Annotated in this window: 20 protein-coding genes, 1 rRNA gene and 1 riboswitch (1 of these 22 cut by a window edge); of the genes, 9 read left to right on the top strand and 12 right to left on the bottom strand. The window is 39.0% G+C overall.

Going from position 1 to position 25,285, the window contains the following annotated elements:
- The 3 genes from GWI68_RS03080 to btuB all read right to left on the bottom strand — a co-directional run.
- A 16S ribosomal RNA gene (locus tag GWI68_RS03080) occupies nucleotides 1-346 on the bottom strand (it extends 1,197 nt beyond the left edge of the window).
- A 398-nt stretch (nucleotides 347-744) separates the two neighbouring features.
- The gene (murI, locus tag GWI68_RS03075; RefSeq protein ID WP_166539350.1) at nucleotides 745-1,611 is read right to left on the bottom strand and encodes a glutamate racemase; all 867 of its coding nucleotides are present in this window, start codon (nucleotides 1,609-1,611) and stop codon (nucleotides 745-747) included.
- A complete protein-coding gene (gene btuB / locus GWI68_RS03070; RefSeq protein WP_166539349.1) occupies nucleotides 1,556-3,424 on the bottom strand; it encodes a TonB-dependent vitamin B12 receptor BtuB in 1,869 nt (622 codons plus the stop codon). Before btuB ends, murI begins: the two co-directional genes overlap by 56 nt.
- A gap of 68 nt (nucleotides 3,425-3,492) precedes the next feature.
- A riboswitch (cobalamin riboswitch) is annotated at nucleotides 3,493-3,701 on the bottom strand.
- Nucleotides 3,702-3,813: 112 nt separating this feature from the next.
- Between btuB and trmA the strand changes: the two genes are divergently transcribed.
- Nucleotides 3,814-4,911, top strand: coding sequence for a tRNA (uridine(54)-C5)-methyltransferase TrmA (trmA, locus tag GWI68_RS03065; protein WP_166539348.1), 1,098 nt, complete (start codon nucleotides 3,814-3,816; stop codon nucleotides 4,909-4,911).
- A gap of 123 nt (nucleotides 4,912-5,034) precedes the next feature.
- On the opposite strand, the gene GWI68_RS03060 is transcribed toward trmA, so the two are convergent.
- Complete coding sequence (locus GWI68_RS03060) at nucleotides 5,035-5,436, bottom strand: YijD family membrane protein (protein ID WP_036933245.1); 402 nt, start codon at nucleotides 5,434-5,436, stop codon at nucleotides 5,035-5,037.
- Nucleotides 5,436-6,122 carry an HTH-type transcriptional repressor FabR gene (fabR, locus tag GWI68_RS03055; RefSeq protein WP_072070605.1) on the bottom strand — a complete coding sequence of 229 codons (687 nt, stop codon included), beginning with the start codon at nucleotides 6,120-6,122 and terminating at the stop codon, nucleotides 5,436-5,438. The genes GWI68_RS03060 and fabR overlap by 1 nt, the downstream gene beginning before the upstream one ends.
- A 199-nt stretch (nucleotides 6,123-6,321) precedes the next feature.
- Here fabR and sthA point away from each other — a divergent pair, with 199 nt between their 5' ends.
- Nucleotides 6,322-7,719, top strand: a complete 1,398-nt coding sequence (sthA, locus tag GWI68_RS03050; protein ID WP_109409930.1) for a Si-specific NAD(P)(+) transhydrogenase — start codon at nucleotides 6,322-6,324, stop codon at nucleotides 7,717-7,719.
- Here sthA and oxyR read toward each other — a convergent pair.
- From oxyR to argC, 5 genes are all read right to left on the bottom strand, one after another.
- Nucleotides 7,711-8,628, bottom strand: coding sequence for a DNA-binding transcriptional regulator OxyR (oxyR, locus tag GWI68_RS03045; protein WP_166539347.1), 918 nt, complete (start codon nucleotides 8,626-8,628; stop codon nucleotides 7,711-7,713). The genes sthA and oxyR overlap by 9 nt on opposite strands.
- A 251-nt stretch (nucleotides 8,629-8,879) precedes the next feature.
- Nucleotides 8,880-10,262 carry an argininosuccinate lyase gene (gene argH, locus GWI68_RS03040; RefSeq protein ID WP_166539346.1) on the bottom strand — a complete coding sequence of 461 codons (1,383 nt, stop codon included), beginning with the start codon at nucleotides 10,260-10,262 and terminating at the stop codon, nucleotides 8,880-8,882.
- A 77-nt stretch (nucleotides 10,263-10,339) separates the two neighbouring features.
- A complete protein-coding gene (locus GWI68_RS03035) occupies nucleotides 10,340-11,548 on the bottom strand; it encodes an argininosuccinate synthase (protein ID WP_166539345.1) in 1,209 nt (402 codons plus the stop codon).
- A gap of 75 nt (nucleotides 11,549-11,623) precedes the next feature.
- Nucleotides 11,624-12,397 (bottom strand): acetylglutamate kinase, encoded by a 774-nt coding sequence (gene argB, locus GWI68_RS03030; RefSeq protein WP_109409927.1) that lies wholly within the window; start codon nucleotides 12,395-12,397, stop codon nucleotides 11,624-11,626.
- A 20-nt stretch (nucleotides 12,398-12,417) separates the two neighbouring features.
- A complete protein-coding gene (argC, locus tag GWI68_RS03025) occupies nucleotides 12,418-13,422 on the bottom strand; it encodes an N-acetyl-gamma-glutamyl-phosphate reductase (protein ID WP_109409926.1) in 1,005 nt (334 codons plus the stop codon).
- 100 nt (nucleotides 13,423-13,522) lie between these two features.
- Between argC and argE the strand changes: the two genes are divergently transcribed.
- Nucleotides 13,523-14,686 carry an acetylornithine deacetylase gene (gene argE / locus GWI68_RS03020; protein WP_166539344.1) on the top strand — a complete coding sequence of 388 codons (1,164 nt, stop codon included), beginning with the start codon at nucleotides 13,523-13,525 and terminating at the stop codon, nucleotides 14,684-14,686.
- Between the two features lie 92 nt (nucleotides 14,687-14,778).
- On the opposite strand, the gene poxB is transcribed toward argE, so the two are convergent.
- A complete protein-coding gene (poxB, locus tag GWI68_RS03015; RefSeq protein ID WP_166539343.1) occupies nucleotides 14,779-16,503 on the bottom strand; it encodes a ubiquinone-dependent pyruvate dehydrogenase in 1,725 nt (574 codons plus the stop codon).
- 569 nt (nucleotides 16,504-17,072) lie between these two features.
- On the opposite strand from poxB, the gene GWI68_RS03010 reads away from it, so the two are divergent.
- From GWI68_RS03010 to GWI68_RS03000, 3 genes are read left to right on the top strand one after another with little or no spacing between them, the layout of a single operon-like run.
- Entirely contained in the window at nucleotides 17,073-17,894 is an 822-nt protein-coding gene (locus GWI68_RS03010; protein ID WP_166539342.1) for a DUF3100 domain-containing protein, read from the top strand.
- Nucleotides 17,891-18,340 carry a hypothetical protein gene (locus GWI68_RS03005; protein WP_006534124.1) on the top strand — a complete coding sequence of 150 codons (450 nt, stop codon included), beginning with the start codon at nucleotides 17,891-17,893 and terminating at the stop codon, nucleotides 18,338-18,340. The genes GWI68_RS03010 and GWI68_RS03005 overlap by 4 nt, the downstream gene beginning before the upstream one ends.
- Complete coding sequence (locus GWI68_RS03000) at nucleotides 18,340-19,518, top strand: M20 family metallopeptidase (protein ID WP_109409922.1); 1,179 nt, start codon at nucleotides 18,340-18,342, stop codon at nucleotides 19,516-19,518. The genes GWI68_RS03005 and GWI68_RS03000 overlap by 1 nt, the downstream gene beginning before the upstream one ends.
- 71 nt (nucleotides 19,519-19,589) lie before the next feature.
- Here the strand turns inward: GWI68_RS03000 and GWI68_RS02995 are convergent, their stop codons facing one another.
- Nucleotides 19,590-20,603, bottom strand: coding sequence for a LysR substrate-binding domain-containing protein (locus GWI68_RS02995; protein WP_072070616.1), 1,014 nt, complete (start codon nucleotides 20,601-20,603; stop codon nucleotides 19,590-19,592).
- A 709-nt stretch (nucleotides 20,604-21,312) separates the two neighbouring features.
- Between GWI68_RS02995 and proP the strand changes: the two genes are divergently transcribed.
- Genes proP through GWI68_RS02980 form a run of 3 tightly spaced genes read left to right on the top strand, consistent with a single transcriptional unit; the run spans nucleotide 21,313 to nucleotide 25,273 of the window.
- Complete coding sequence (gene proP, locus GWI68_RS02990; RefSeq protein ID WP_072070617.1) at nucleotides 21,313-22,815, top strand: glycine betaine/L-proline transporter ProP; 1,503 nt, start codon at nucleotides 21,313-21,315, stop codon at nucleotides 22,813-22,815.
- A gap of 10 nt (nucleotides 22,816-22,825) precedes the next feature.
- Entirely contained in the window at nucleotides 22,826-24,256 is a 1,431-nt protein-coding gene (phrB, locus tag GWI68_RS02985; protein WP_166539341.1) for a deoxyribodipyrimidine photo-lyase, read from the top strand.
- 39 nt (nucleotides 24,257-24,295) lie between these two features.
- Nucleotides 24,296-25,273: a glycosyltransferase gene (locus GWI68_RS02980; RefSeq protein WP_166539340.1), complete on the top strand. Its 978-nt coding sequence runs from the start codon at nucleotides 24,296-24,298 to the stop codon at nucleotides 25,271-25,273.
- Nucleotides 25,274-25,285 lie beyond the last annotated feature (12 nt).

Raw genomic sequence — 25,285 nt, 5'->3', positions numbered from 1 at the left:
CGTAGGAGTCTGGGCCGTGTCTCAGTCCCAGTGTGGCTGATCATCCTCTCAGACCAGCTAGAGATCGTCGCCTAGGTGAGCCATTACCTCACCTACTAGCTAATCCCATATGGGTTCATCCGATAGCGCAAGGTCCGAAGAGCCCCTGCTTTGGTCCGTAGACGTCATGCGGTATTAGCCACCGTTTCCAGTAGTTATCCCCCTCTATCGGGCAGATCCCCATACATTACTCACCCGTCCGCCGCTCGTCAGCAAGAAAGCAAGCTTTCTCCTGTTACCGCTCGACTTGCATGTGTTAGGCCTGCCGCCAGCGTTCAATCTGAGCCATGATCAAACTCTTCAATTAAAAGTGTTTGATGCTCAAAGAAATCGAAAACTTAGCTATTCATAAATGAATTTACTTTTGTTGTTCACTCTTCAAGACTTGATACATCTAATATTTTAGAAGATATCGTCTCTGCGAGTGCCCACACAGATTGTCTGATAATTTGTTAAAGAGCAGTGCAACATTCGCTGCCGTTTCCGGTCTTCCGCGTTGTTGCGAGGAGGTGCATTCTACATCTTCCTCATTCAGTGTCAAGCGTTTATTTTCAAGGCTTTTCACTTTTTTTCTTTGTTCTCTCGGCTAACTCACTTAGCGTGGTTTGCCGTGACAACGAGGGCGCATTATAGGGAGTTTTGTGAAGCTGGCAACACTTTTTTTGAGTTTTTTTACTGACCGTTGAATTTTCCACCAAATTTCACTTAAAGCGCCAGTTTTCTGAGCGATTCAAAGCCAAAACTTGCTAAAACAGGTTTTAGCAATTCGCTATTCTCATCTTCTTTTAGACAATAAGCGAAACTAATTTCATTTGAACCTTTTATTTTCGCTTGATTTACGACCAACCACGCAGTTCTTCGTGCAATTGCAGCCCCAGAATCGATAATTCGTGTGCCATCAGGTAAAACAGAAAGAAGCTCGTCTGCTAATAAAGGGAAATGAGTACAACCTAATACTACCGTATCTGGTGGCTCTTTCATTTTTAGCCAAGGTGTAAGAATTTTACGAAGCTCATCTAGAGAAACTTCTTCACCATGAAGTTTTCTTTCTGCTAGTTCCACCAGCTCGGCTGAACCTAAAGAGTGAACTTTGCAATCAGTTGCAAAGCGCTCTATCAATTCATGGGTATAAGGACGTTTAACTGTTGCTCTTGTCGCTAATAATCCAACCACCCCATTACATGTTAATTTAGCAGCGGGCTTAATAGCAGGAACAACTCCCACAATAGGAATATCAGTAAACTTTGCACGTAAAGCCGGAAGGCTTACAGTACTAGCGGTATTACAGGCAATAACAATTGCTGCGAGAAAGTGCTTCTCAGCAACCGCGCTAATGATATGAACAACACGGTCAATAATGAATTCCTGTGATTTTTCACCATAAGGGAAAGCTTCATTATCAAAAACATAGATATAGTGAGCATCCGGTAATTTTTCACGGATCTCTCGATAAACAGATAAACCGCCAACCCCTGAATCAAAAACTAATACAGTAGGGTTAGCGGTAAGTTGTGCATCAGAAGTTGTAGCTTCCTGTGAGGAAGTATTCACGTCCTGGCGTGCGATAGCCATAAGCTGTCTCATAATCTTTATCAAACAGGTTGGCTATTCTACCACGAATTGAGAGATGTGATGTAATAGGATATGACGCAGTTAAGTCCCAAATACTCACTCCACCTAAAGAAACATTCTCATACGTGCCGTAATCTTTATCTGTACGCTGACCGATATATTGGTAAGTCACTCCCATATCGAGTTTCTCAACTTGCCAATCAAGTTGATATTTCAACTGTTGACGAGCGCGACGATCAAGACGTTGATGTGTTTCTTTATTTCTTGCATCTATATATTGAAGGTTAAAGGTATGATGAAAAATCCACGTATCCATTTCCCCTGTAAATTCCACGCCTTTAATTAATGCCTTTCCAACATTGTAATTACGATATGGGTAGTTCGATTCACTTTGGATCAACGAATCAACATCATTACGATATGCAGTTAATCGCCACTCTAAAGGCCCTGTTAATCCTTCAAAGCCCCCTTCCCACTGTTTACTCTTTTCGGGTTGTAAGTTTGGATTACTTCCCCATTCACTATAAAGTTGCATCAGTGTTGGTGCTTTAAATGCCGTACCATAACCACCAATCACACGATAGCCATCGACAAATTCCCAACCTAAGTTAGTTTGCCAAGTGGTATGCCAACCATATTCAGAGTGTTTATCTGAACGCACTGAAGCTTCAGCGATAATCTCGCCTAACTTTTGCTGTCCTGTTAGATATAAGCCGGTATTGTCGAAGTGTTCTTTATTAGGAAATCCACTAGAGCCTGCTTTAATAGATTGGCGTTGCCAATCAACACCTCCACCGATACTGCCATTTTCTAATAAAAGGTGATTACCCCACTGCACGTTATATTGTTCAGAGTTAGTAAAACGACTTCCTTTACCATAGCGACCATAACGTGGATCATAGTCATAATCTTTGGTGTAGTTATAGCTGGTATTGAAAGAAGAAGAGTAGTTATCACGATGGAACTTCACTCCGCCATCATAGGTACGGCTAAATAGTGCTCTTGTATCCGTTAAGATATCGTTACCACTGTCATAATAAGCATCATAAGCGGTGCGATTATCAAAACCATAAGCGCGTGCATATAAAGAAACGTCATCGTTAATATCGTGATTAACCCCTAACCACAACGATTTGTTCATAAATCCATCGCGATCAGGTTGTGGATGCCCACCGGTATTCCCATTGGCTTCTACATCATAGCCTTTGGTATAGAGATAACTGCCCGCCGCTGTTAATGTCGTTCTATCTCCAACTTTCTGTTTTACAGAGCCATCATATTCTTGATAACCATGAGAACCCATTGTGGCATTAAGCGTTCCTCCTTCCGTTTTTCTTTCTGTCAGGATATTAATCACTCCGCCAATTGCATCTGAACCATAAACAGAAGAACGAGGCCCTCTTATATATTCAATACGTTGAACAAGAGAAAGGGGAATTTGGCTAATATCAGAGCTACCAGACACATTAGCCTGATTTAAACGCACACCATCCACTAAGATCAGTACATGTCGAGATTCAGTGCCACGTACATAAATAGAACTCATCTGCCCTATTCCACCATTTTGCCCCACATCAATACCCGGCATTCTGCGTAATACATCAATCACACTATTACTCTGCCAGCGATCAATCTGTTCACGTTCAACAACGGTGATAGGTGCTAAAATAGAAGAGTTCGGCTCTTGAAAGCGGTTTGCTGTCACACTTAATGTATCGCTGTTATTAGCAAACGCACCAAAACTGCTCACCATTACACTCAAAGCCACACTCGAAGCTATACTTGAAATAAAGAAAACTTTTTTATTATTCATGAAAATCTGCATCCAACAGAATAAGTAGCAGGATGCCGCCAAAATTAAATAAAGCGCGTATTTAATTTAAGATGCGACAGGTCTTCGGCAGGTCTTCGGACTCTAGGTTAAATAAACAATTTTGTGTATTTAAGATAATGACTTCCCACCGCACTTATATGGGTGCTTTGCAGTGTCTTTTATTATCCTTGATCCTATTACCGCTGCGCGTCAGTTCTGGCTTTGCACCAGATTCCCTTTTCACTCCTATAAGGAGGCCGAACAACTATGCTACGATTTCAACTCCACTGAGTCCAGAAATTGAACATGAAGAATACTGGACATCTTCATGAGGATCTCTACAATTTCGCTCGCTTAACTTTATTACTGCCAAAAAAAGGCGAGATACCATGCAGAATTCATTACCAACGCAAACATATCAGTCTCAACTGAATGAAAAAACACAACGTCTACAAACGATGATGGCTCCTTTTAATGCGCCTGATGCAGAGGTTTTTTCATCACCAGAACAGCATTATCGTATGCGTGCGGAATTCCGTATCTGGCATGAAGAAGATTCTCTCTATCATATTATGTTTGACCAAGAGACTAAGCAGCGTATTCGTGTTGACCAATTTCCCGTAGCCAGCCAGCTTATTAATAAAATGATGGTTGCTTTGTTGGCAGAAATAAAAGATAAGCCAACACTTAGAAAGAAACTATTTCAGATTGATTATCTTTCTACGTTGAGTAATAAAATTATTGTCTCTTTGCTGTATCACAAAAAAATTGATGAAACTTGGCAACAAGAAGCGCAAGCATTACGCCAGACCTTAATTGTCCAAGGCTTTGATGTACAGTTAATCGGTCGTGCATATAAAACAAAAATTATGCTCGATAACGATTTTATTGATGAAGTGTTACCTGTCGCGGGTAAAGAGATGATTTATCGCCAAGTTGAAAATAGCTTCACGCAACCTAATGCTCAGGTCAATATTAAAATGTTGGAATGGGCATTAAAGGCAACAGAAAACGCGAAAGGTGATCTGCTTGAATTGTATTGCGGTAATGGCAACTTTTCATTAGCGCTTGCACGTAATTTTGAGCGAGTGCTGGCAACAGAAATTGCAAAGCCATCTGTTCATGCGGCGCAATACAACATAGCAATGAACCACATTGATAATGTAAAAATTATTCGTATGTCTGCGGAAGATTTTACACAAGCAATGAATGGGGTAAGAGAATTTAAACGTCTTGAAGGGATTGATTTAAAAGATTATCAATGTGAAACCATTTTTGTCGATCCACCTCGTAGTGGTTTAGATGAGAAAACTGTAGAGCTGGTTAAAACTTACCCTAGTATTTTATACATTTCTTGTAACCCAGAAACATTGTGTCAAAATTTAGAAACCCTAATAAAAACACATAAAATCAGCAAATTAGCTTTATTCGATCAATTTCCATACACCCATCATATGGAATGTGGTGTGTTATTAGAAAAAAGATAACTGCTTATTTCTCTTCTTAGAGTAAAAAATCCTTTAATAACGCGAATAAAAACAAAAACACCAGCAAGATAACTTGCTGGTGTCAAAATTTCGCTGTGTTTACAACAAAGAGATAAGTACAGACTAGTACTGTTCTGCTTGTGATGCTCTTTCAGCTTCTTCAGCCTGTAGGCGTAAGCGTTGGCGCTGTTTAAATTGACGATAAATCCACAACGCAACAATAACAATACAAACAGAAGAGAAAAAGTTTGAACCCCATTCAGGGTTAACGGTTCTGGTGTAAGCGTTATAACCGAATAAGCCTAGTAAAAAGAATGAAAAAATCAGCTTAGGCATACCATCGGTCATAGGTTGATTTAAATAACGCTGATATAAACAGTAAACTGCCAAGATTAAACTGATTAGTGGGAAAACTGACCACGTCTCAATAAATGAATTAAAAAAACTCGAATAAGTACCATGTAAAGCGACACCAATGACTGTGGCAAGTAATAGCGTGCTTTTTTCACAGCGATTTTGTTCCATCATTTGTCTCCTTTCTGATGCGTTTTTTTCTTTATTTCTGGGTTATCTTGTAGAGGTGTTTGCGTCTCTTGCTCACGTCGATACCAATAATAAGCACCTTTAGCAATCATACGCAGTTGTAAAACTAATCTTTCTTCTAATTGTTGACGCTTTTCAATATCAATATCCAGTGCTTCTGCGCCTGCACTAAATACAATAGTGACCATTGCTTCAGATTGCATTTCTGTAAAATAACGTGGCATATGACTTTCTTGCTCAAGGTAGTCTGCCAGTTCTGCAATAAAATGTTGGATCTCTCGTGCGACTGCGGCACGAAATTCTGCTGAAGTCCCAGAACGTTCACGTAATAATAATCGAAACGCATTAGGGTTATTACCAATGAATTCCATAAAAGTAGCTACTGATGTTCTGATAACACTGCCACCTTTCGCAATGCGTTGACGTGCTTGTCGCATTAATTGACGTAACATCAATCCACTTTCATCAACCATTGTCAGCCCAAGCTCATCCACATCTTTAAAATGACGATAAAATGAAGTAGGCGCAATACCAGCTTCTCTAGCCACTTCTCGTAAGCTTAAGCTAGTAAAGCTACGCTCAGCACTCAGTTGGCTAAAAGCAGCTTCAATTAAAGAGCGACGGGTTTTTTCTTTTTGTTTAGCTCTGATGCCAATATTATTACTCACAGAAATCCTGATAATCCTAATTTGGTTTATGCTCAATATATCAAACTTTGTTAAAAAAGCAGTGCGTACAATCATCTCTAAAGACACATTCTCATAAAAACTCAACAAAGTGTGACTAATGCCCTTAATGTCAATTGGGCTATTATTCATTCTAATGTTAATATAGCGTTGTCGGTTTGTATAAAACAGGTCTCTTCCTATGCAACATTCTCATTTCGATGCCATTGTTATCGGTTCAGGTCCTGGCGGTGAAGGCGCGGCCATGGGGCTTGTTAAACAAGGAAAACGCGTCGCAGTTATAGAACGTTATAACAAAGTTGGTGGTGGCTGTACGCATTGGGGTACTATTCCCTCCAAAGCCCTACGCCATGCAGTAAGTCGCATTATCGAGTTTAATCAAAACCCACTTTATAGCGACCAATCTCGTCTTATTAACTCCTCTTTTTCTCAAATACTTCGTCAAGCCAGCACCGTGATTAGTCAGCAGACTAAAATGCGTCAAGGTTTCTACGAACGCAATAACTGTACAATGTATTCGGGTGAAGCGGCATTTATTGACGAACACAGGATCAGCGTACGTTACCCTGATGGTACTTGCGATATTCTCTCTGCTGATAGCTTTATTATTGCAACGGGCTCTCGCCCTTATTGCCCACCGGATGTCGATTTCTCTCATTCTCGTATTTATAACAGTGACACTATTCTCGATTTAGAGCATGAGCCTCACCATGTCATTATTTATGGCGCAGGTGTCATTGGTTGTGAATATGCCTCTATCTTTAGAGGATTAAGAGTAAAAGTAGACTTAATCAATACTCGTGATCACCTATTGTCTTTCCTTGATCAAGAGATGTCTGATGCACTTTCTTATCACTTCTGGAATAACGGTATTGTTATTCGTCATAATGAAGAATACGAAAGCATTGAAGGTGTCGATGATGGTGTTATTGTTCACCTAAAATCAGGTAAAAAAGTCAAAGCAGATTGCCTACTCTACGCAAACGGCCGAACAGGAAATACAGACACTCTAGGCTTAGAAAACGTCGGTATTAAAACCGATAGTCGTGGACTCGTTTCTGTTAATGCCCACTACCAAACCAGTTGTGAACACATTTATGCTGTAGGTGATGTCATTGGTTATCCAAGTCTAGCTTCAGCAGCTTATGATCAAGGTCGTATTGCGGCTTTGGCAATCACAACGGGAAAATCAGAAACACACTTGATTGAAGATATTCCAACTGGGATCTACACCATTCCTGAAATTAGTTCTGTAGGTAAAACAGAGCAACAACTCACTGCAATGAAGATCCCTTATGAAGTGGGTCGTTCTCAGTTTAAACATCTGGCAAGAGCACAAATAGCAGGTATGAATGTGGGGAGTTTAAAAATTCTCTTCCACCGTGAAACCAAGCAAATTTTAGGTATTCACTGCTTCGGTGAACGTGCTGCAGAAATTATTCATATCGGCCAAGCGATTATGGAACAAAAAGGTGAAGGTAATACTATCGAATATTTCGTTAATACGACCTTCAACTATCCAACAATGGCAGAAGCCTATCGTGTTGCTGCACTTAATGGTTTAAACCGCTTATTTTAATGCGTTTTGTTTTTCTGCATAAAATGCGGTCATATGTTCACGGATTGTCTCTGCTAACTGCTCATAACGATTACGCAAAGGCGATCCGGGACGATAGACTAAGATAATAGAACGTGATGGATTTGGATCTGTACATTCTAAGTAACAAACTCCATCACGTTTTTGCTCTTGAGGTACTGATAAATCAGGTAATAGGGTTATTCCACTACCAGCAGCGACCATATTACGTAATGTCTCTAAACTCGTTGCTCTAAAATGAGTATCTTCTTTTGCGCCCGCTTGAAAGCAGAATCCTAACGCTTGATCCCGTAAACAGTGCCCATCTTCTAGCATCAATAAACGTTGTCCCGCTAAGTCGCCCATTGGCACAGACTCACGTTCATGCCACGGATGCCCTTCATAAATCGCTAATTTCATTGGCTCTTCAAATAAAGGAACTTCAATAAACGGCGCACTCTCTTTAACCATTGCTAAAATTACACAATCAAGCTTTCCACTATCTAATTGAGCTAATAAGCTATGAGTTTGTGCTTCATGAAGGTACATCTCTAACTTAGGATAGTTTTTATGTAACTCAGGGATAATATGAGGCAACAAATAAGGACCGACAGTAGGGATCAGCCCGATATGTAAAGGCCCTGCCATACTTTCGCCTTGCAATGAAGCCATTTCTTGTAGCACTTTGACTTCACGTAGAACAGTTTTCGCTTGATCCACCAGCAACAAACCTTGTTGCGTAAACAGAACCTTACGGCTAGTTCGTTCAAGCAACATTACACCCAATTCATCTTCAAGCTTACGAATTTGACCACTTAATGTTGGCTGACTCACATGGCAAGAATCTGCCGCACGACGAAAATGTTTATGCTCAGCTAGAGCCACCAGATATTCCAAGTCACGGATATTCATTGCAGATCCCACATTTATTGCTGATAGTTAATGTCTATAGATAATATAGTAACTGATAAATTTTTCTATCAGTCGAATGTTATTCTGTCTCTCTTTTTTGATATTTTCTTAATAAATAAATCTAATTACTTCATATTCTAAAGAATTCAAGATGAGCATAGATATTATCGGCAATTCAAAATAAAAAAACAGGGCAATAAATACCCTGTTCTTATGGAATAACAGTAAGTTGTCTTAAATAAACTCTTTTTTTATTTATCCATACTGAGTGTTTCTTTTGCTTTTTCTATCGCACAAGCGACCTGTTTTTGAGAAACGCCCCCTTTTGCAAGACGTTTATCTAAACATGATTGAAGTGATAAAATATCATACACATCAATCATGATTTTATCGTTAAACATCTGTAATTCAGAAAGAGGAAGTTCTTCAATTGCTTTACCTTGCTCAATGGCACAAACAACCACTTCACCCACAATATGGTGCGCTTCACGAAATGGCACGCCTTTAGCAACAAGATAATCTGCCAGTTCAGTAGCATTAGCATAACCTTGTTTAGCGGCTTCTTCACAGCGAGAACGACGAATTTGAATGCCATCAAGAACTAATGTTGCCATATGCAAACAATCAGACCATGTATCAATAGCGTCAAACAGCCCTTCTTTATCCTCTTGCATATCTTTATTGTAAGCTAAAGGCAGACCTTTTAAGGTCATCATCATGCCCGTTAATGCACCTTGTACTCGTCCACATTTTCCACGGATAAGCTCAAGTGCATCTGGATTTTTCTTTTGAGGCATTAACGATGAGCCTGAGGTCACTTTGTCTGATAATTCAATAAAGCCCGCTTCACCACTATTAAAGAAAATAAGATCTTCTGCAAAACGAGATAAATGCACCATCCCAATAGATGCGCAAGATAATAGCTCCAATACATGATCACGGTCAGATACACTGTCTAGACTATTGTTAGTTGCACTCGCAAAACCTAACCATCCCGCTAATTGTTCACGATCGATATCATAAGCTGTGCCTGCTAATGCACCGCATCCCAACGGACTGATATCCAAACGTTTCAAAGCATCAGCTAAACGGCTTTCATCTCTGGCTAACATTTCATTGTAGGCCAAACACCAGTGTGCGAATGTTACTGGTTGAGCGCGTTGTAAATGGGTATAACCCGGCATCACTGCATTTTGATTTTGTTCTGCGGTAATAACTAAAGCTTTTTGTAGCTCAACAATCGCTTGGCGAAGATGAATGACCTCTTCTTTGCACCATAGTTTTAAGTCTGTTGCGACCTGATCATTACGGCTACGACCTGTATGTAATTTTTTACCTAAATCACCGACTTTGGCAATAAGCTTACTTTCAACCCAACTATGAATATCTTCTGCATCACTTTGTAAAATAGATTGTGGGTTTGCTGTTACTTCTTCTGATAATTCATTTAAAGCTTGCTCAAGTTGAGCTTGTTCATCTTGCGATAATACACCCACTGTGACTAACGCTTTAGACCAAGCTACTGAGCCAAAGATATCCTGTTGTGCCAGTCGAAAATCAAACCGCAGTGAATCATTGAATTGTTTAAACCGTTGATCAGCTTCCTGACTAAAACGTCCACCCCAGAGTGCCATAATCGCTTCCTGTATTTATTCTGTGTAATAAAAGAGAGTAAGAGTGATGCTTGTTAGCACCACTCTATTGCCTTACGTTATTTCTTGCTCAGTGCACGAATACGTGATGGCAGGGAATACAAACGGATAAAACCTTCAGCATGACTGTGATCGTAAACTTCATCTTCACCAAAGGTTGCAAATTCCTCAGAGTACAGGCTATTTTCTGATTTTTTCTGAATGGCATTCACATGGCCTTTATAAAGCTCTAAAACCACTTCGCCATTCACATCTTTTGCCAGCGATTCCGCAGCCGCTTGTAATGAAGCACGGATTGGCGTAAACCAACGACCGTCATAGGCTACATACGACATCTCTAAACCGAGTTGTTGACGCCATTTAAACGCATCCCTATCAAGAACTAGTTGCTCAACACCACGCAGAGCAGCCATCATGATAGTGCCCCCTGGAGTTTCATAGCAGCCACGAGATTTCATTCCCACTAAACGGTTTTCAACAATATCAATACGTCCGATACCGTGCTTAACACCTAATGTATTTAATGTATCTAAACACTCAAAAGGTGATTGTGTTTTACCGTTTACCGCGACAACTTCACCCGCTTTAACTGTAACAGTGACTAATTCTGGTGTTTCTGGTGCTTTCTTAGGATCGACAGTCCATGCCCAACAATCTTCATTTGATGCATTCCATGGGCTTTCTAATACACCACCTTCCGTTGAGATATGCCATGCGTTTTCATCGCGGCTATAAATTTTCTCAAGTGTAGCCGTAGTGGGAATATTACGGATTTTCAGATAATCCAGCAGTGCTTCACGAGAACGTAAATCCCACTCTCTCCAAGGCGCGACGACTTTTAGTTGCGGAGCAAGAGCTGCATAGGTGCTTTCAAAACGAACCTGATCGTTACCTTTACCCGTTGCGCCATGAGCAACAGCATCAGCACCTAATTTTAATGCCAATTCTACCTGAGCTTTAGCAATAACTGGACGTGCCATTGAAGTACCTAATAAATAGCTACCTTCATATAAAGCACCGGTTTTTAACACAGGATAAACATAGTCTTTGATAAACTCTTCACGTAAATCAACGACGTAACACTCAGATGCTCCTGACGCTAACGCTTTCTGTTCTACGCCAACTAAATCATCACGGCTTTGCCCAACATCAGCAACAAAAGCAACAACTTCACAGTTATCGTAATGCTCTTTTAACCAAGGAATGATCGCCGAAGTATCTAATCCGCCTGAGTACGCTAGTACGATTTTCTTAATACCTTTAGTCATAGTGATAACCTTCAATTCCTAATTTGTTTAAATTCAGCCAACTATCAAATAGTGATAAGATTTATAGAGTCATTTTTAAGCTAAAATACGGGTGCCTACTGCAACACCATTAAACAGTGCGGTTAGTTTTTCAGCATGGCGCCAACTGGCAATTTCAACGGGTCTACCAAGTGTTTTAGCCGCTTCTAACGCTGCATTTACTTTCACAATCATGCCGTCAGTGATAATGCCTTGATCAATTAATGTCTGTGCTTTTTCGGCTGACATCTCTGCTATCTTTTGACCTTTACCATCTAAAATGCCACTAACATCTGAAAGCAACACTAAATCAGCACCCAATGTTTCTGCGATAGCGGTTGCAGCTTGGTCTGCATTGACATTCATCAGCTCACCTTTCTCAGTCATACCGATAGAGCTGATAATAGGTAGATAGCCTGCCCCCAGTAATAAATTAAGTAAATCTGGAGAGCCGGGAGTTGCATTTCCTACATGGCCTAACTCTTCATTAATTTGAGTGACTTTTGCTAATTGCCCATCACCCAAAGAAAGCCCCACCCCATTAAGCCCAAACTGAGTTGCCCACGATAACAAGGTTTTATTGGCACTTCCGGCCAATGCTCCTGTGATGATATCTATCTGATCAGCGGGTGTAACACGCAGGCCTTGCTTTTTCACGACAGGTAATTGCAATTTACCCATCAATTCATCCACCAAACAGCCACCACCATGTACGATGACCAAAGGGCGAGAGTGTGTTGAACGATATTGTTGTAATGCGGTGAAAAAACGTGTTAGCGCTTCTTCGTTATCAAGGAGTACACCACCCAGTTTGATAATTAATGGTTCCATGAAACTTCCCTACTCATTATTTAAATAAGTGATTCGGTTTCAGCGAAACCAAACCGAATATTCATACATTGCACCGCCTGCGCTGCGGCCCCTTTTAACAAGTTATCTTCAACACCTACTACAATCAGATGTTCGCCTTGTTGAGCAAACCCGATATCACAAAATGCAGTTCCTACCACGGCTTTTAATGCAGGTAATCCTTTGTCATAAACACGCACTAATGGCTTGTCTTGATAAGCTTCATCAAAGACTTGTCTGATTTTCTCTTGTGTCACGCCTGCTTTTAACTTACAGGTGATAGTGGCTAAGATCCCTCTGGCAAAATTGCCTAAGTGGGGGGTGAAAATCACATCAATGCCCAGATGTGTTGCAATCTCAGGTTGATGACGATGAGTAAACACACCGTAAGGTTGCAAACTCACTTCACAAAAACTGCTGGTTAAAGAGGCTTTTCTACCCGCACCACTTACACCGCTGGTGGCATTAATGACTGGCCATTGCGCGGTATCTAACAGTCCCGCTTCCACTAAGGGTTTTAATGACAACTGAGATACCGTTGGATAACAACCCGGCACAGCAATTAATTGCGCCTGACTGATAATGTCAGCATTCCATTCAGCTAATCCATACACTGCCTGTGATAACCAATCTGTATTCTTATGCTCGAATCCATAGTATTGTTGATAAAAATGCTTGTTTTGTACTCGATAGGCACCCGATAAGTCGAACACCACACAACCTTGCTCTAAAAAAATCGGGGCAATATCATGGCTGACCTCATGGGCTGTTGCTAAAAAAACGATATCAATATTTTCAGCCGCTTTAACAACATCAACCATTGGCTCTAAAGGGAGATCCACTAAGCCACGATATTGAGGATGAAGTTCAGAAAAGCGTTTTCCTGCATCTGCACTTTGAGCTGATACCATCAGTCTGCTCAAATTCACATGAGGATGCTGCTGAAGATAGGCGGCTAATTCAGCGCCAGTGTAACCACTTGCTCCTACAATCAGAGTATTTAACATGTCATTCTTACCTTGTACTATGAACACAAACCGATTAATGTATTTTTATTCAAAAAAAGTGCATGAATATTGATACTATTATGAAGAAAGGCTGTCAACAGTGAATATTAAATTACCTACATTTATTGAGATTTATCGTCAATTAATTGCAACGCCCTCTATCAGTGCTACAGATGCTAAGAACGATCAAAGCAACGAATCGCTGATTAATTTGCTTGCTAATTGGTTGGAAACATTAGGTTTTTCAATTGAAATTCAACCTGTACCTGAAACTCGAGGAAAATTTAACCTTTTAGCAACATTAGGAACAGGAAAAGGCGGGTTATTACTCTGTGGTCATACTGACACGGTGCCATTTGATGAAGGTCGTTGGACACAAGATCCTTTTACACTGACAGAAAAAGAAAATAAGTTATACGGCTTAGGCACTGCAGATATGAAAGGCTTTTTTGCTTTTATTCTTGATGCATTACGAGATGTAGATACTAACACGTTAACTCACCCTCTTTATATTCTCGCCACGGCAGATGAAGAAACCTCTATGGCAGGTGCACGTTATTTTGCCGCCAATACAACAATCCGCCCTGATTTTGCCATTATTGGCGAACCAACATCCCTAAAGCCGATTCGTGCTCATAAAGGGCATTTATCAAATGCAATACGCATTACAGGGCAATCAGGACATTCTAGCGATCCAGAAAAAGGGGTGAATGCGATTGAGCTAATGCATGAATCCATTACTCACCTTAGTACACTGCGCGATACGCTAAAAACACGCTATAACAACCCTGCATTTGTTATCCCTTATCCGACCATGAACTTTGGTTATATTAATGGTGGTGATGCAGCAAATCGGATTTGTGCTTGCTGTGAATTACATATGGATATTCGCCCATTGCCCGGGCTTACATTGCAAGATTTAGATGATTTACTACACGAAACATTAGCGCCCGTAAAAGCACGTTGGCCGGGTCGCTTAAATGTTGAAGCGCTACATGATCCTATTCCCGGTTATGAGTGCCCGACCGATCATAAAATGGTTGCAGTCATTGAAAAGTTATTAGGTGAGAAAGCACAAACAGTGAACTACTGTACTGAAGCGCCATTTATTCAAGATCTCTGTCCTACCTTAGTATTAGGCCCAGGTTCAATTGAACAAGCCCACCAGCCTGATGAATTTATTGATATGGCATTTATTGAACCAACTCGTGAATTGATGGGACAATTAATTGAAAACTTCTGTTTAACAGAAAAAACGCAATAATAAAAAACCCTATCGGCTTATGAACTGACCCCAGTTGATAGGGTTTTTATCTTCAATTAATACTCTAAATAATTCGAGTTACGGGTAGGCGATTAGCGTAACCAATTAGTTTTGGCTAGTTGAACAATTTCATCACCTCGACCATTAATAATCGCTTTCATCATATACAAGCTAAAACCTTTTGCCTGTTCAAACTTAATTTCAGGAGGCATAGAAAGCTCTTGTTTTGCAGTTACCACATCCACAATCACGGGGCCATCATGTTCAAAAGCCTCTTTCAGTGCCTTATCCAGATCTTCACCTTTTTCAACGCGAATACCTTTGATACCAGATGCATTAGCAATGGCAGCAAAATCAGGGTTATGCAAATCTGTTCCATCAGTTAAATAACCACCAGCTTTCATCTCCATCGCCACAAAACCTAATACGCTGTTATTAAAAATAATCACTTTCACTGGCAAATTCATTTGCGCTAACGAGATAAAATCGCCCATTAACATGGTGAATCCACCATCACCACACATTGCAACAACTTGGCGTTTTCTATCTAATGCTTGTGCACCAATAGCTTGAGCCATCGCATTTGCCATAGAGCCATGATTAAACGAGCCCAGCAAACGGCGTTTTCCATTCATTCCTACATAACGAGCCGCCCACACTGTTGGTGTTCCGACATCACAGGTAAAAATGGCATCATCATTTGCCAACTCACTCAATTTGCGTGCTAGATATTGTGGATGAATAAGTTCTCGTTCACTTGGTTGTGCAAGTGCATCCAAATCTTGTCGTGCTTTTGCGTAATGTTTCAACGAGGCATCAAGGTGAGAGGTATCTGTTTTCTCTTTTAAACGAGGCTGTATCGCATTTAGTGTTGCTTTAATATCACCAATCATTGCCATATCGACATGACAATGTGAACCGAGGCTGCTTGGATTAATATCGATTTGAATAATATTGGCTTTTGATGGATAAAACGCACGATAAGGAAATTGTGTTCCTAATAGCACCAGTGTATCTGCATTTTCCATCGCATGATAACCTGATGAAAAACCAATTAATCCTGTCATTCCTACACTGTACGGATTTTTCCATTCAATGTGCTCTTTGCCTCGTAATGCATGTACAACAGGTGCTTTTAAAGTTTGAGCCAATTTAATCACTTCATCGTGTGCCTGAGCGCACCCTGCACCACACATTAAAGTAATATTTTTTGCGTTATTCAGTGCATCAGATAATTTTTCGATTTCAAAACGATTAGGCATAACCAGTGGAAACTGCAACGGATACCAATTTTCATGTGCATCTTCTGGAGCCGGTTTTAGCGCAACATCTCCCGGTAAAACCACAACCGCTACCCCTTTTCTCAAAATCGCGGTTCGCATAGCGATAGCGAGAATTTGCGGGATCTGCTCTGGGTTTGAGACTAATTCACAATAATGACTGCATTCACGGAAAAGCTCTTGAGGATGAGTTTCCTGAAAGTAATTGCTACCAATTTCAGCAGAAGGAATATGCGCAGCAATGGCTAGCACAGGAACATGATTACGATGGCAATCAAAAAGTCCATTGATAAGATGTAAATTTCCCGGTCCACAAGAGCCCGCACAAACCGCCAATTCTCCATTGACTGCGGCTTCTGCGCCTGCAGCAAATGCGGCCACTTCTTCATGGCGGGTTCCCATCCACTCAATCGTTCCCATCTTTCGCAAGCTATCACTTAATCCATTGAGAGAATCGCCTGTCACGCCCCAAATACGTTTTACACCTGCATTATGGAGTACTTTAGCAATATAGGTTGCAACTGTTTGCTTACTCATGGTGATGTCTTTCCTCAGTTTTGGGTGAATTGTATCTCTGTGAGCTAAGCCTATTTCCTTGTGTTTTTTGATCTCTGTCCTTCACTTACTTACAGAGAAATTTGTTTCATTAACTCAAATATAAAGAATAACACCAATCACTATAATGTCACTGTCGTGATAAAGTTAGCATCGGTAAAAAATGTAAAAATAAAATATCACTTACAAATACATTCATTAAATTTATAATAATCGCATTAAATAAGAATATATCTCATTAATAACGTATTATTATTTACTAAATAATGGACAAAAGTTATTTATAGGATTATTTTAATAATTAAAATAATTTTTAATTATAGTTTTTCACATCACATCTTTATTAACAATTAAGCTGACTCATTTCAGCCTTACCCACTGTCTTTATTAAAAAATTTAACTTTCTTCTATTTGTTAATAAATTTATCACCATTGTATTATTTCATACTCCATGAAAAAGAGGTATGAAGTAAACATGACATTGGTCACGCTACCTTTTGCTTTTTGTCCTCTAAAATAAAGCCTGATTATTTTTCGACGGAGATTAACGGATGGACAAAAGTAGAAGTCCGATAAAGGTTTTCTTTATTAGTATTCTGGCAGTCCTTTTCTTGATTTTTATTTCACAATACGTGATTGGTAAAAAAGAAATTAAGATTGGCATTGCAGTAATACCTATTCTACCAATGCTCTTTGCTGTCATTATTGGTATGTGTATATCTGCTGGATTTACCCGTAAAAAAATTAAAGTATGGGGTAAATTATTTACAGAAAAAGAAGAAGGCTTCTGCGGTAAAATGGTGGGTTTTAGCCTACTTATTTTAGGTACGCAATATGCAGGAATGATTGTTCCTAATATTAAAATGATTTTAAGTGTCGGTGTTCCTTTATTTGTTCAGGAACTAGGAAACTTATTACCTGTATTAATTGCAGTTCCATTAGCAATTAAATTTGGATTTGGTCGTCGTGCAATTGGTGCTTGTTCATCTATTAGCCGTGAACCTTCTATTGCTGTAATTCAAGGTAAGTTCGGTACAGGCTCACAAGAATATATTGGTGTATTAGCCATCTATTTATGTGGTTCTGTTATTGGTACTTTGTGGTTTAGTGTATTAGGTAGTATTGCTCCATTAACAGGATTACACCCACTTGCACTCGCTGCAGGCTCTGGCGTGGGTTCTGGTTCAATGTTAAGTGCTGCATCAGGTGCGTTAATTAATGGTCTTGATGAAGCATTAGCACAGCAAGTATTAAGTGTTGCCGCTGCATCTAACTTATTATCATCAGCACTTGGCGCACTGTCATTAACCTATTTAGGTTTACCTCTTTCAGAAAAAATTTATAAAATTTTCACCAGAGGCAAAACTGCATGAAAAATATAATTATTGATATGAAATTTGTATTCGTTGCTATTTTACTGGCAATGTTTACTCAGACGTTAACATCAGGGATCGCTCTTTATGCAATGTGGGATAGCTTTATTGCTATGTCATTAGTGGTATTTATTTCACTCGTTGCAAAACATTATTTACCTTCATCTTTACCAACATTTGCTTATGCAACAATTATTGGGATACTTATTTGTTTACCCGAAACACCAGTAAGAGATTTCTTTATTAGTTCTATTGGTAAAGTCTCTTTCTTATCTTGTTGTGTTCCTTTATTAGCATTTGCTGGTTTATCTGTTGGTGGTCAATTAGAAGAACTTAAGAAAATGTCATGGAAAGTTATTCTTATTTTCATGATTGTTTCAACATGTTGTTTCTTTGGAGCATCAATCGTCGCGCAAATTGGATTTACTATCCAGGGAGTTATCTAATGAATAATATTTATAATGTCAGTGAAAAACTCTTTCAATTAAATGACTTTAGTAAAAAAACACGACAAGACTTGCACAAAATACCTGAGTTATCAGGTGAAGAATATAAGACATCAAAGTATTGCCGTGAATTAATGGAAAGTTTTGGTTATCAAATTAGAACTTTTGATGGATATACCGGTTTTACTGCTGACTTAATTGTTAATGCTGAATTTCCATTAATTGCCATCCGTGCTGATATGGATGGATTAGAAATGCCAGACTTAACTAATAATGAACATAGCTCAATTCACCAAGGCTGTGCGCATAACTGTGGTCACGATACTCATATGACCATGGCATTAACCAGTGCAAAATATCTTGCCGAAAATAAAGAAGAGATGAGTGCGAACGTCCGCTTTATTTTCCAAATGGCTGAAGAAGATATGCGTGTTCCTGGTGCTGAAAAAATGGTTGAAATGGGTTGCATGGAAGGCGTTGATGAAACCTACGCACTTCATAATGATGCAGCTATTGAAACTGGTTGTGTACGCTTTAATGATGGCGTGATGTCATCTTATGGCTCAGCATGGACATTAGATGTTTATGGCGTTTCTGCACATGGTTCAACACCACACAAAGGTTTAGATGCCATTCGTGAAGCGACTCGCTTAATTGATTATATGGATTATGTTGTTGCGAAAAAAACAGATCCATTTAGCCCTGCAGTCTTTGGTTGTGGCATGATCAATGGGGGAACTATCCCTAACGCATTAGCTGACCACGTTCAAGCTCGCGGTACTATCCGTTCTATGGATGAAAATACTGACCAAGTACTGAAAGCAAGTTTTGATGAAATTGTGGCTCGTAGTACAGCTGGTGGATTTAAAACCACATTAAGTTATAGCGGATACCCTGCTGTTGTGAATCATCCAACTGCGCATCAGCGTTTATTAGATGCAATGCGTAAATTCTTACCTGAAGAGAATATTGAATCGAACGGTAAGCCAATGACAGGCAGTGAAGACTTTAGCTACATGGTTAACGCGACTAAAGGCAAAGTCGGAGCCATGTTCTTCTTAGGAAGTGGTAACCAAGCGAAAGGAATTAATAATTACCTTCACGCAAATCCTTATTTTGTCGATGATGATTGTTTATTAGTTGGTGCTCAGATTTTTGTTAACATTCTGACCCGCTAATCTTTTATTATTCTGCCCAAAGCCCGTTATTGCCCCCGCACAACGGGCTTTTTTCTATTCTGATCTGATGTCTATTCTGCAACGCTATTATTGATATTTACAGAGCGTAAATCAGGTAATTCTTGGTAGACCTCTTTACTATGCCATTGGCTTTCCCACTGCTCTGGCATCTGAATAATATTTTTATCAATATGAGGAGCATAAAGAGAAATAAACTCATGCATATAATCTTTCATATGCGTATGTTTACTGACACAGATATGGGTATAACTCGGTTGTACAAGATGATCGATGTTTATACATTTTAATGCACCACTATCTTCCGTTTCATCATAAGAAGCCGTTGCAATAACACCAATACCTAAATGACGCTTAACGTAATATTTAATAATCTCTGTATCCGTTGCCGTTAATGCTACTTTGGGCTTAAGATTATTTTTATAAAATACCTTGTCTAACTTCGATCCCCGAGTAAAACCAAAAACATAAGTAATTAATGGATACTCAGCCATTTGTTCAATAGTGACTTGTTCATCATCTTGTAATTCAGCAAGAGGATGGTCATAAGGAACGAGTAAACTACGTGTCCAGCGATAACAAGGCAGAGTAATTAAATCTTCATACAAGTGCATAGACTCTGTTGCTATAGCAAAATCCACATCACCATTTTTGACCATTTCCGCTAATTGAGCTGGTGCTCCTTGATGAAAATGCAAGGAAATATTAGGGTAATAACGCCGAAAATGGTCAATAACATTGGGCAATGAATAGCGAATTTGGGTATGTGTTGTCGCAATATGCAAATCAACTTTTTTATTACGATCTTCTTCAGCCACAATGCTTTTAATTCGATCAACTTGCCCGAGAATATCGCAGGCAATTTTATGCACTTCTTTACCCATTGGGCTTAATGCCAATAAATTATTATTTTTACGGACAAACAGAGACACACTGAGCTCATCTTCTAATATTTTTAGTTGTTTACTAATTGTGGGTTGAGAGGTGTAGAGTTTTTCAGCCGCATTAGTAATGTTGAAATTATTTTTTACGACTTCAACAAAGCTTTTCAGTTGATTAATGTTCATAGAGGTACCTGGGTTAATCTGCACAAATGCGCGGTTAATTATTAATTTTATAAATTTTTATTCTAAATATGAGTAATAGATAAACTATCTTTAATATCTCTATCGTGATATCTCGTCATACTATCTTGATTTAATCTTATAATAAGAATAGCGAGATCTATTCTATTATCCACACATTCACTTTAACTATTCGAAAGAATAATAAAGCAAAATAAGGTGTTATTATTTTCTACTTATCTATCAACCTTTGTATTATGCACAATACTCATACAAATGCGTTAGCCTGAATCAAAAAAATAATAAACCAGCCTAACATCATGTTATTAAAATAGAATTTTAATTTTTACTTCACGATTTTATTGCAAACACTTTCCCTTCACTTAAGCTAAATTTACAATCACTAACACCATAAATTTTACAGAAAAGCAGAATTACGTTATGATAACGATCACATTTTAATACTTAGAGGCTATGTTTTGTTATATCAAAACAACAAAGAAAACTTCCTATTATCTTATTCAATCTCATCTATACTTAATAAATATTCTCTTATCTATTAGCTTAATATCACTATTTAATTTTGGTAGAAGTAAGCTGTTTTTTAGTGAATTTTTATCACTCACTCTTCTCGCTAACAAATAGTCACTTCATTTCTTTTAATTAATTGAATAACAAGAAATTACGAATACCTTAATAAAGGTCACTTAATATGAAAATGAAGAAAAAAAGAAATAAACCACTACAAATCAATGATATAACCATTATTGATGATAGTAAGCTCAAAAAAGCCATTACTGCTGCCGCATTAGGTAATGCCATGGAATGGTTCGATTTTGGTGTTTATGGCTTCCTTGCTTACGTTTTAGGTCAAGTCTTCTTCCCTGGAGCATCACCTGGCGTACAGATGATTGCGGCTCTTGCCACTTTCTCTGTACCTTTCTTGATAAGACCATTAGGGGGTGTTGTTTTTGGAATGCTAGGGGATAAATTTGGTCGTCAGAAAGTGTTATCTGTCACCATCATTATTATGGCACTCAGTACGTTTGCCATCGGTCTTATCCCTGCATATGAAACCATCGGTATTTGGGCACCAGTCTTATTATTACTTGCCAAGCTAGCACAAGGTTTCTCTATTGGTGGTGAATATTCAGGAGCAGCAATTTTCGTTGCTGAATACTCACCAGATCGTAAACGTGGATTTATGGGAAGCTGGTTAGATTTCGGTTCCATCGCCGGCTTTGTCATGGGTGCGGGTGTTGTTGTACTTATCTCAACTATTTTGGGTGAAGCCGCATTTCATGAATGGGGATGGCGTATTCCGTTCTTCTTAGCATTACCGTTAGGTCTTATTGGCTTATATTTACGTCATGCTTTAGAAGAAACACCTGCATTCCAACAACACGTTGATGCAATGAATAGCGACGACCGAAAATCTATTCAAGATCCACCTCGTGTTTCATTACGTGAAATCGCATCAAAATATTGGAAAAGTTTAACCGTATGTGTAGGTTTAGTGATTGCCACTAATGTCACCTACTATATGTTATTAACCTATATGCCGAGTTATTTATCTCATAACCTAAATTATTCGGCAGATCACGGTGTACTGATCATCATCGCGATTATGATAGGTATGTTGTTCGTACAACCTGTAATTGGGTTATTGAGTGACAAAATTGGCCGTAAACCCTTTGTTATTGGCGGTAGTATTGGCTTATTTGTCCTTGCTTACCCTGCGTTTATGATGATTAACAGTGATGAAATCGGTTTGATTTTCTTAGGATTATTAATTCTTGCGGTTTTACTTAACTGTTTTACAGGAGTAATGGCATCCATTTTACCTGCCATATTCCCGACCCATATTCGTTATAGTGCATTAGCAATCGCATTTAATATCTCAGTATTAATTGCGGGTGCAACACCAACAGCAGCTGCATGGTTAGTTGAAGCGACCGGTGATTTGTATATGCCTGCTTATTATCTGATGATTGTTGCCGTTGTCGGTTTGATCACAGGGATTAAAATGATTGAAACTGCCAACAAACCGTTACGTGGAGCAACACCGGCAGCATCTGATAAATCAGAAGCTAAAGAAATTTTATCAGAGCACTATGATAGTATTGAACACCGTGTTGAAGATATCGAAGCGGAAATTGAAGCATTGCAGAAAAAACGCCAAGCCCTTATCGATCAACATCCTAAGTTAGATTAAGAGAGGTTACATGCACCCGTCCCCTGTTCATTTAGTTTGGTTTCGTAATGATTTAAGAGTGATGGATAACAAAGCACTCTTTAATGCTTGCCAAGATAAACACGCACAGGTGCATGCCCTTTTCACTATTACGCCTGAACAATGGAAAGCCCATCATATGGCTTTGTCATGTCAGGCGTTTATTCATGATGCATTACTTAATCTTTCGATATCGCTGGCAAAACTTAATATTCCACTAACATTAGTGATTAGCGACACTTATTCAAATGCCGCCAATGAAGTCACACACTATTGTCAACAACATCAAGTTACCGCGCTTTTTTTCAATCACCAATATGCCCTTAATGAGCAACGCCGTGATAAAAAAGTCACGGAATTACTAAAGAACAAGACAACCGTTTATGCCTATCATGACAATGTGTTTATTCCACCGGGTAATGTAGTCACCCAACAAGGAGAGATGTATAAGGTTTTTACTCCCTTTAGAAATGCATTCTTGCGGCTCTTTTTTTCACAAGATAACGCTTCGTTACCTATTCCAGAGATCAGAACACATCAAAAAGCGGTATCACCTTTAAAAGCCCCGTTGTTTTCACTTGAAAATATAAGCTCACCCTCTTTTATCGCCACTGAAGAAGAAGCACTTAAACGCTTAAAACAATTCTGTTATGAAAGCGCCCCACATTATGCAAAATGGCGAGACATTCCTGCAGTAGATGGCACAAGTCGATTATCCCCTTATCTTTCGATTGGATTATTGTCTATTCGCCAATGTTTTAATCGCCTATACCAAACAGAGCCTGATTTTTTAGAAAACAGTGCATCAGGTGCTTTTGTGTGGTTTAACGAATTGGTTTGGCGAGAGTTTTATCAACACTTAATTGTGGCTAATCCCCATTTATGCAAACACATTGCCTTTCAGCTTTGGACAGAAAAAATTAATTGGCGCAATGATAAAGAGGAATTTAATGCTTGGGCACAGGGTTTAACCGGATTTCCTATTATTGATGCTGCCATGAGACAACTTAATCAGACAGGTTGGATGCATAACCGTTTACGTATGCTCACAGCAAGTTTTCTTATCAAAGATTTGTTAATTGATTGGCGTTGGGGTGAACGTTATTTTATGTCACGACTTATTGATGGCGATTTCGCATCAAATAATGGTGGTTGGCAATGGGCCGCGTCCACAGGAACCGATGCAGTACCTTATTTTCGAATATTCAATCCCACAACCCAAGGCCGTAAGTTTGATCCCGATGGCGAATTTATCCGTCATTGGCTTCCTGAGCTAGCCAATGTGCCTAGTCGGTATATTCACACACCTCATGAGTGGGCAGCAAAAACTAATAATCCTCTTGATTATCCATTACCGATAATTGATCACGCCAAAGCACGAATAAGAGTGATTGAGTCTTATGAAGAGGCAAAAAAAGGGTAAGATAGTAAAACTTTATTTATTGATAACTGGCTCAATCTTGTGAAAACACCCCAAATTTCTGTCATCGTTCCTATGTTTAATGAAGCGTCTCGTATTACGAGATTATTGGATAGTGTGATCACTCAAACTTTCACCGATATTGAAGTCATTATTATTAATGATGGTTCGACAGATAATAGTGCTGAAATCGCAACGTCTTATTGTCAAAAAGATGCACGTGTAAAGATTCATCATCAAACTAATCAGGGATTATCTAGCGCAAGAAATACAGGTTTAAAATATGCCCAAGGCGAATGGATAGTTTTTTTTGATAGTGATGATTTTATTAAACCTGAATTACTTGCACATTGGTATCAACTAGCCGTTACGCAACACGTTGATGTTTTAATTGGCAATGGCGAACGATTCAATCCAAGTGATCTTAAAAAGCACCAAAGACCAATCCATCAACGACAACCTTATCAAAAAGTCATCAAAGGCAGTGAGTGGATCATTTATGCCGTCACTCAACATCAATGGCCACATTTCGTTTGGTTGCAATTAATCCGGCATGACTTAATAAAAAAATACCAACTTCGATTTATTGAGGGGCTTTATCATGAAGATATTCTGTGGACAACACAATTAGCACTTGTTGCAGAGCGAATAGGTTTTGATAACCAACCTCTCTATTATTACTGTGCTAATCCTGACTCTATTACACGTAAACCCGATCCACAAAAAGAAGCCAAGCGAACACAAAGTTATTTGCAGATAATCTTACAACTATTAAAAGAAGCCGATAAACAATCTGATCAGTTATTAGCAAAAGCACTCCGCCAACAGGCCATTCGTGAGTTAGGCAGTTTTTTTATTCTTTTTCGTAAATGTTGTGATGCAAAAAATCAAAAAATAATCGCAAAACAATTTTCTAGTTGCTCTTTATTTTCCTCTCTCAATAAAGGAGTAACTGATTGGCATCAACGCTGGTTTATTTTTCGTGTTAACTGCATTTTATTTATCACATCTTTAAAATAAATAAGCATAAAA

This window comes from Proteus sp. G2669 (assembly GCF_009915245.1).
Taxonomy (GTDB): Bacteria; Pseudomonadota; Gammaproteobacteria; order Enterobacterales; family Enterobacteriaceae; genus Proteus.
This window is presented reverse-complemented; position numbering and strand designations above follow the sequence as displayed.

Coding starts and splice junctions, on each gene's coding strand:
- GWI68_RS03000 (WP_109409922.1), top strand. CDS start 18,340: ATGAATAATATTTATAATGTCAGTGAAAAACTCTTTCAATTAAATGAC.
- argH (WP_166539346.1), bottom strand. CDS start 10,262: ATGGCACTCTGGGGTGGACGTTTTAGTCAGGAAGCTGATCAACGGTTT.
- phrB (WP_166539341.1), top strand. CDS start 22,826: ATGCACCCGTCCCCTGTTCATTTAGTTTGGTTTCGTAATGATTTAAGA.
- murI (WP_166539350.1), bottom strand. CDS start 1,611: ATGGCTATCGCACGCCAGGACGTGAATACTTCCTCACAGGAAGCTACA.
- trmA (WP_166539348.1), top strand. CDS start 3,814: ATGCAGAATTCATTACCAACGCAAACATATCAGTCTCAACTGAATGAA.
- poxB (WP_166539343.1), bottom strand. CDS start 16,503: ATGAGTAAGCAAACAGTTGCAACCTATATTGCTAAAGTACTCCATAAT.
- btuB (WP_166539349.1), bottom strand. CDS start 3,424: ATGAATAATAAAAAAGTTTTCTTTATTTCAAGTATAGCTTCGAGTGTG.
- GWI68_RS02995 (WP_072070616.1), bottom strand. CDS start 20,603: ATGAACATTAATCAACTGAAAAGCTTTGTTGAAGTCGTAAAAAATAAT.
- proP (WP_072070617.1), top strand. CDS start 21,313: ATGAAAATGAAGAAAAAAAGAAATAAACCACTACAAATCAATGATATA.
- sthA (WP_109409930.1), top strand. CDS start 6,322: ATGCAACATTCTCATTTCGATGCCATTGTTATCGGTTCAGGTCCTGGC.
- oxyR (WP_166539347.1), bottom strand. CDS start 8,628: ATGAATATCCGTGACTTGGAATATCTGGTGGCTCTAGCTGAGCATAAA.
- GWI68_RS03060 (WP_036933245.1), bottom strand. CDS start 5,436: ATGGAACAAAATCGCTGTGAAAAAAGCACGCTATTACTTGCCACAGTC.
- argB (WP_109409927.1), bottom strand. CDS start 12,397: ATGGAACCATTAATTATCAAACTGGGTGGTGTACTCCTTGATAACGAA.
- GWI68_RS03005 (WP_006534124.1), top strand. CDS start 17,891: ATGAAAAATATAATTATTGATATGAAATTTGTATTCGTTGCTATTTTA.
- argC (WP_109409926.1), bottom strand. CDS start 13,422: ATGTTAAATACTCTGATTGTAGGAGCAAGTGGTTACACTGGCGCTGAA.
- GWI68_RS03010 (WP_166539342.1), top strand. CDS start 17,073: ATGGACAAAAGTAGAAGTCCGATAAAGGTTTTCTTTATTAGTATTCTG.
- GWI68_RS03035 (WP_166539345.1), bottom strand. CDS start 11,548: ATGACTAAAGGTATTAAGAAAATCGTACTAGCGTACTCAGGCGGATTA.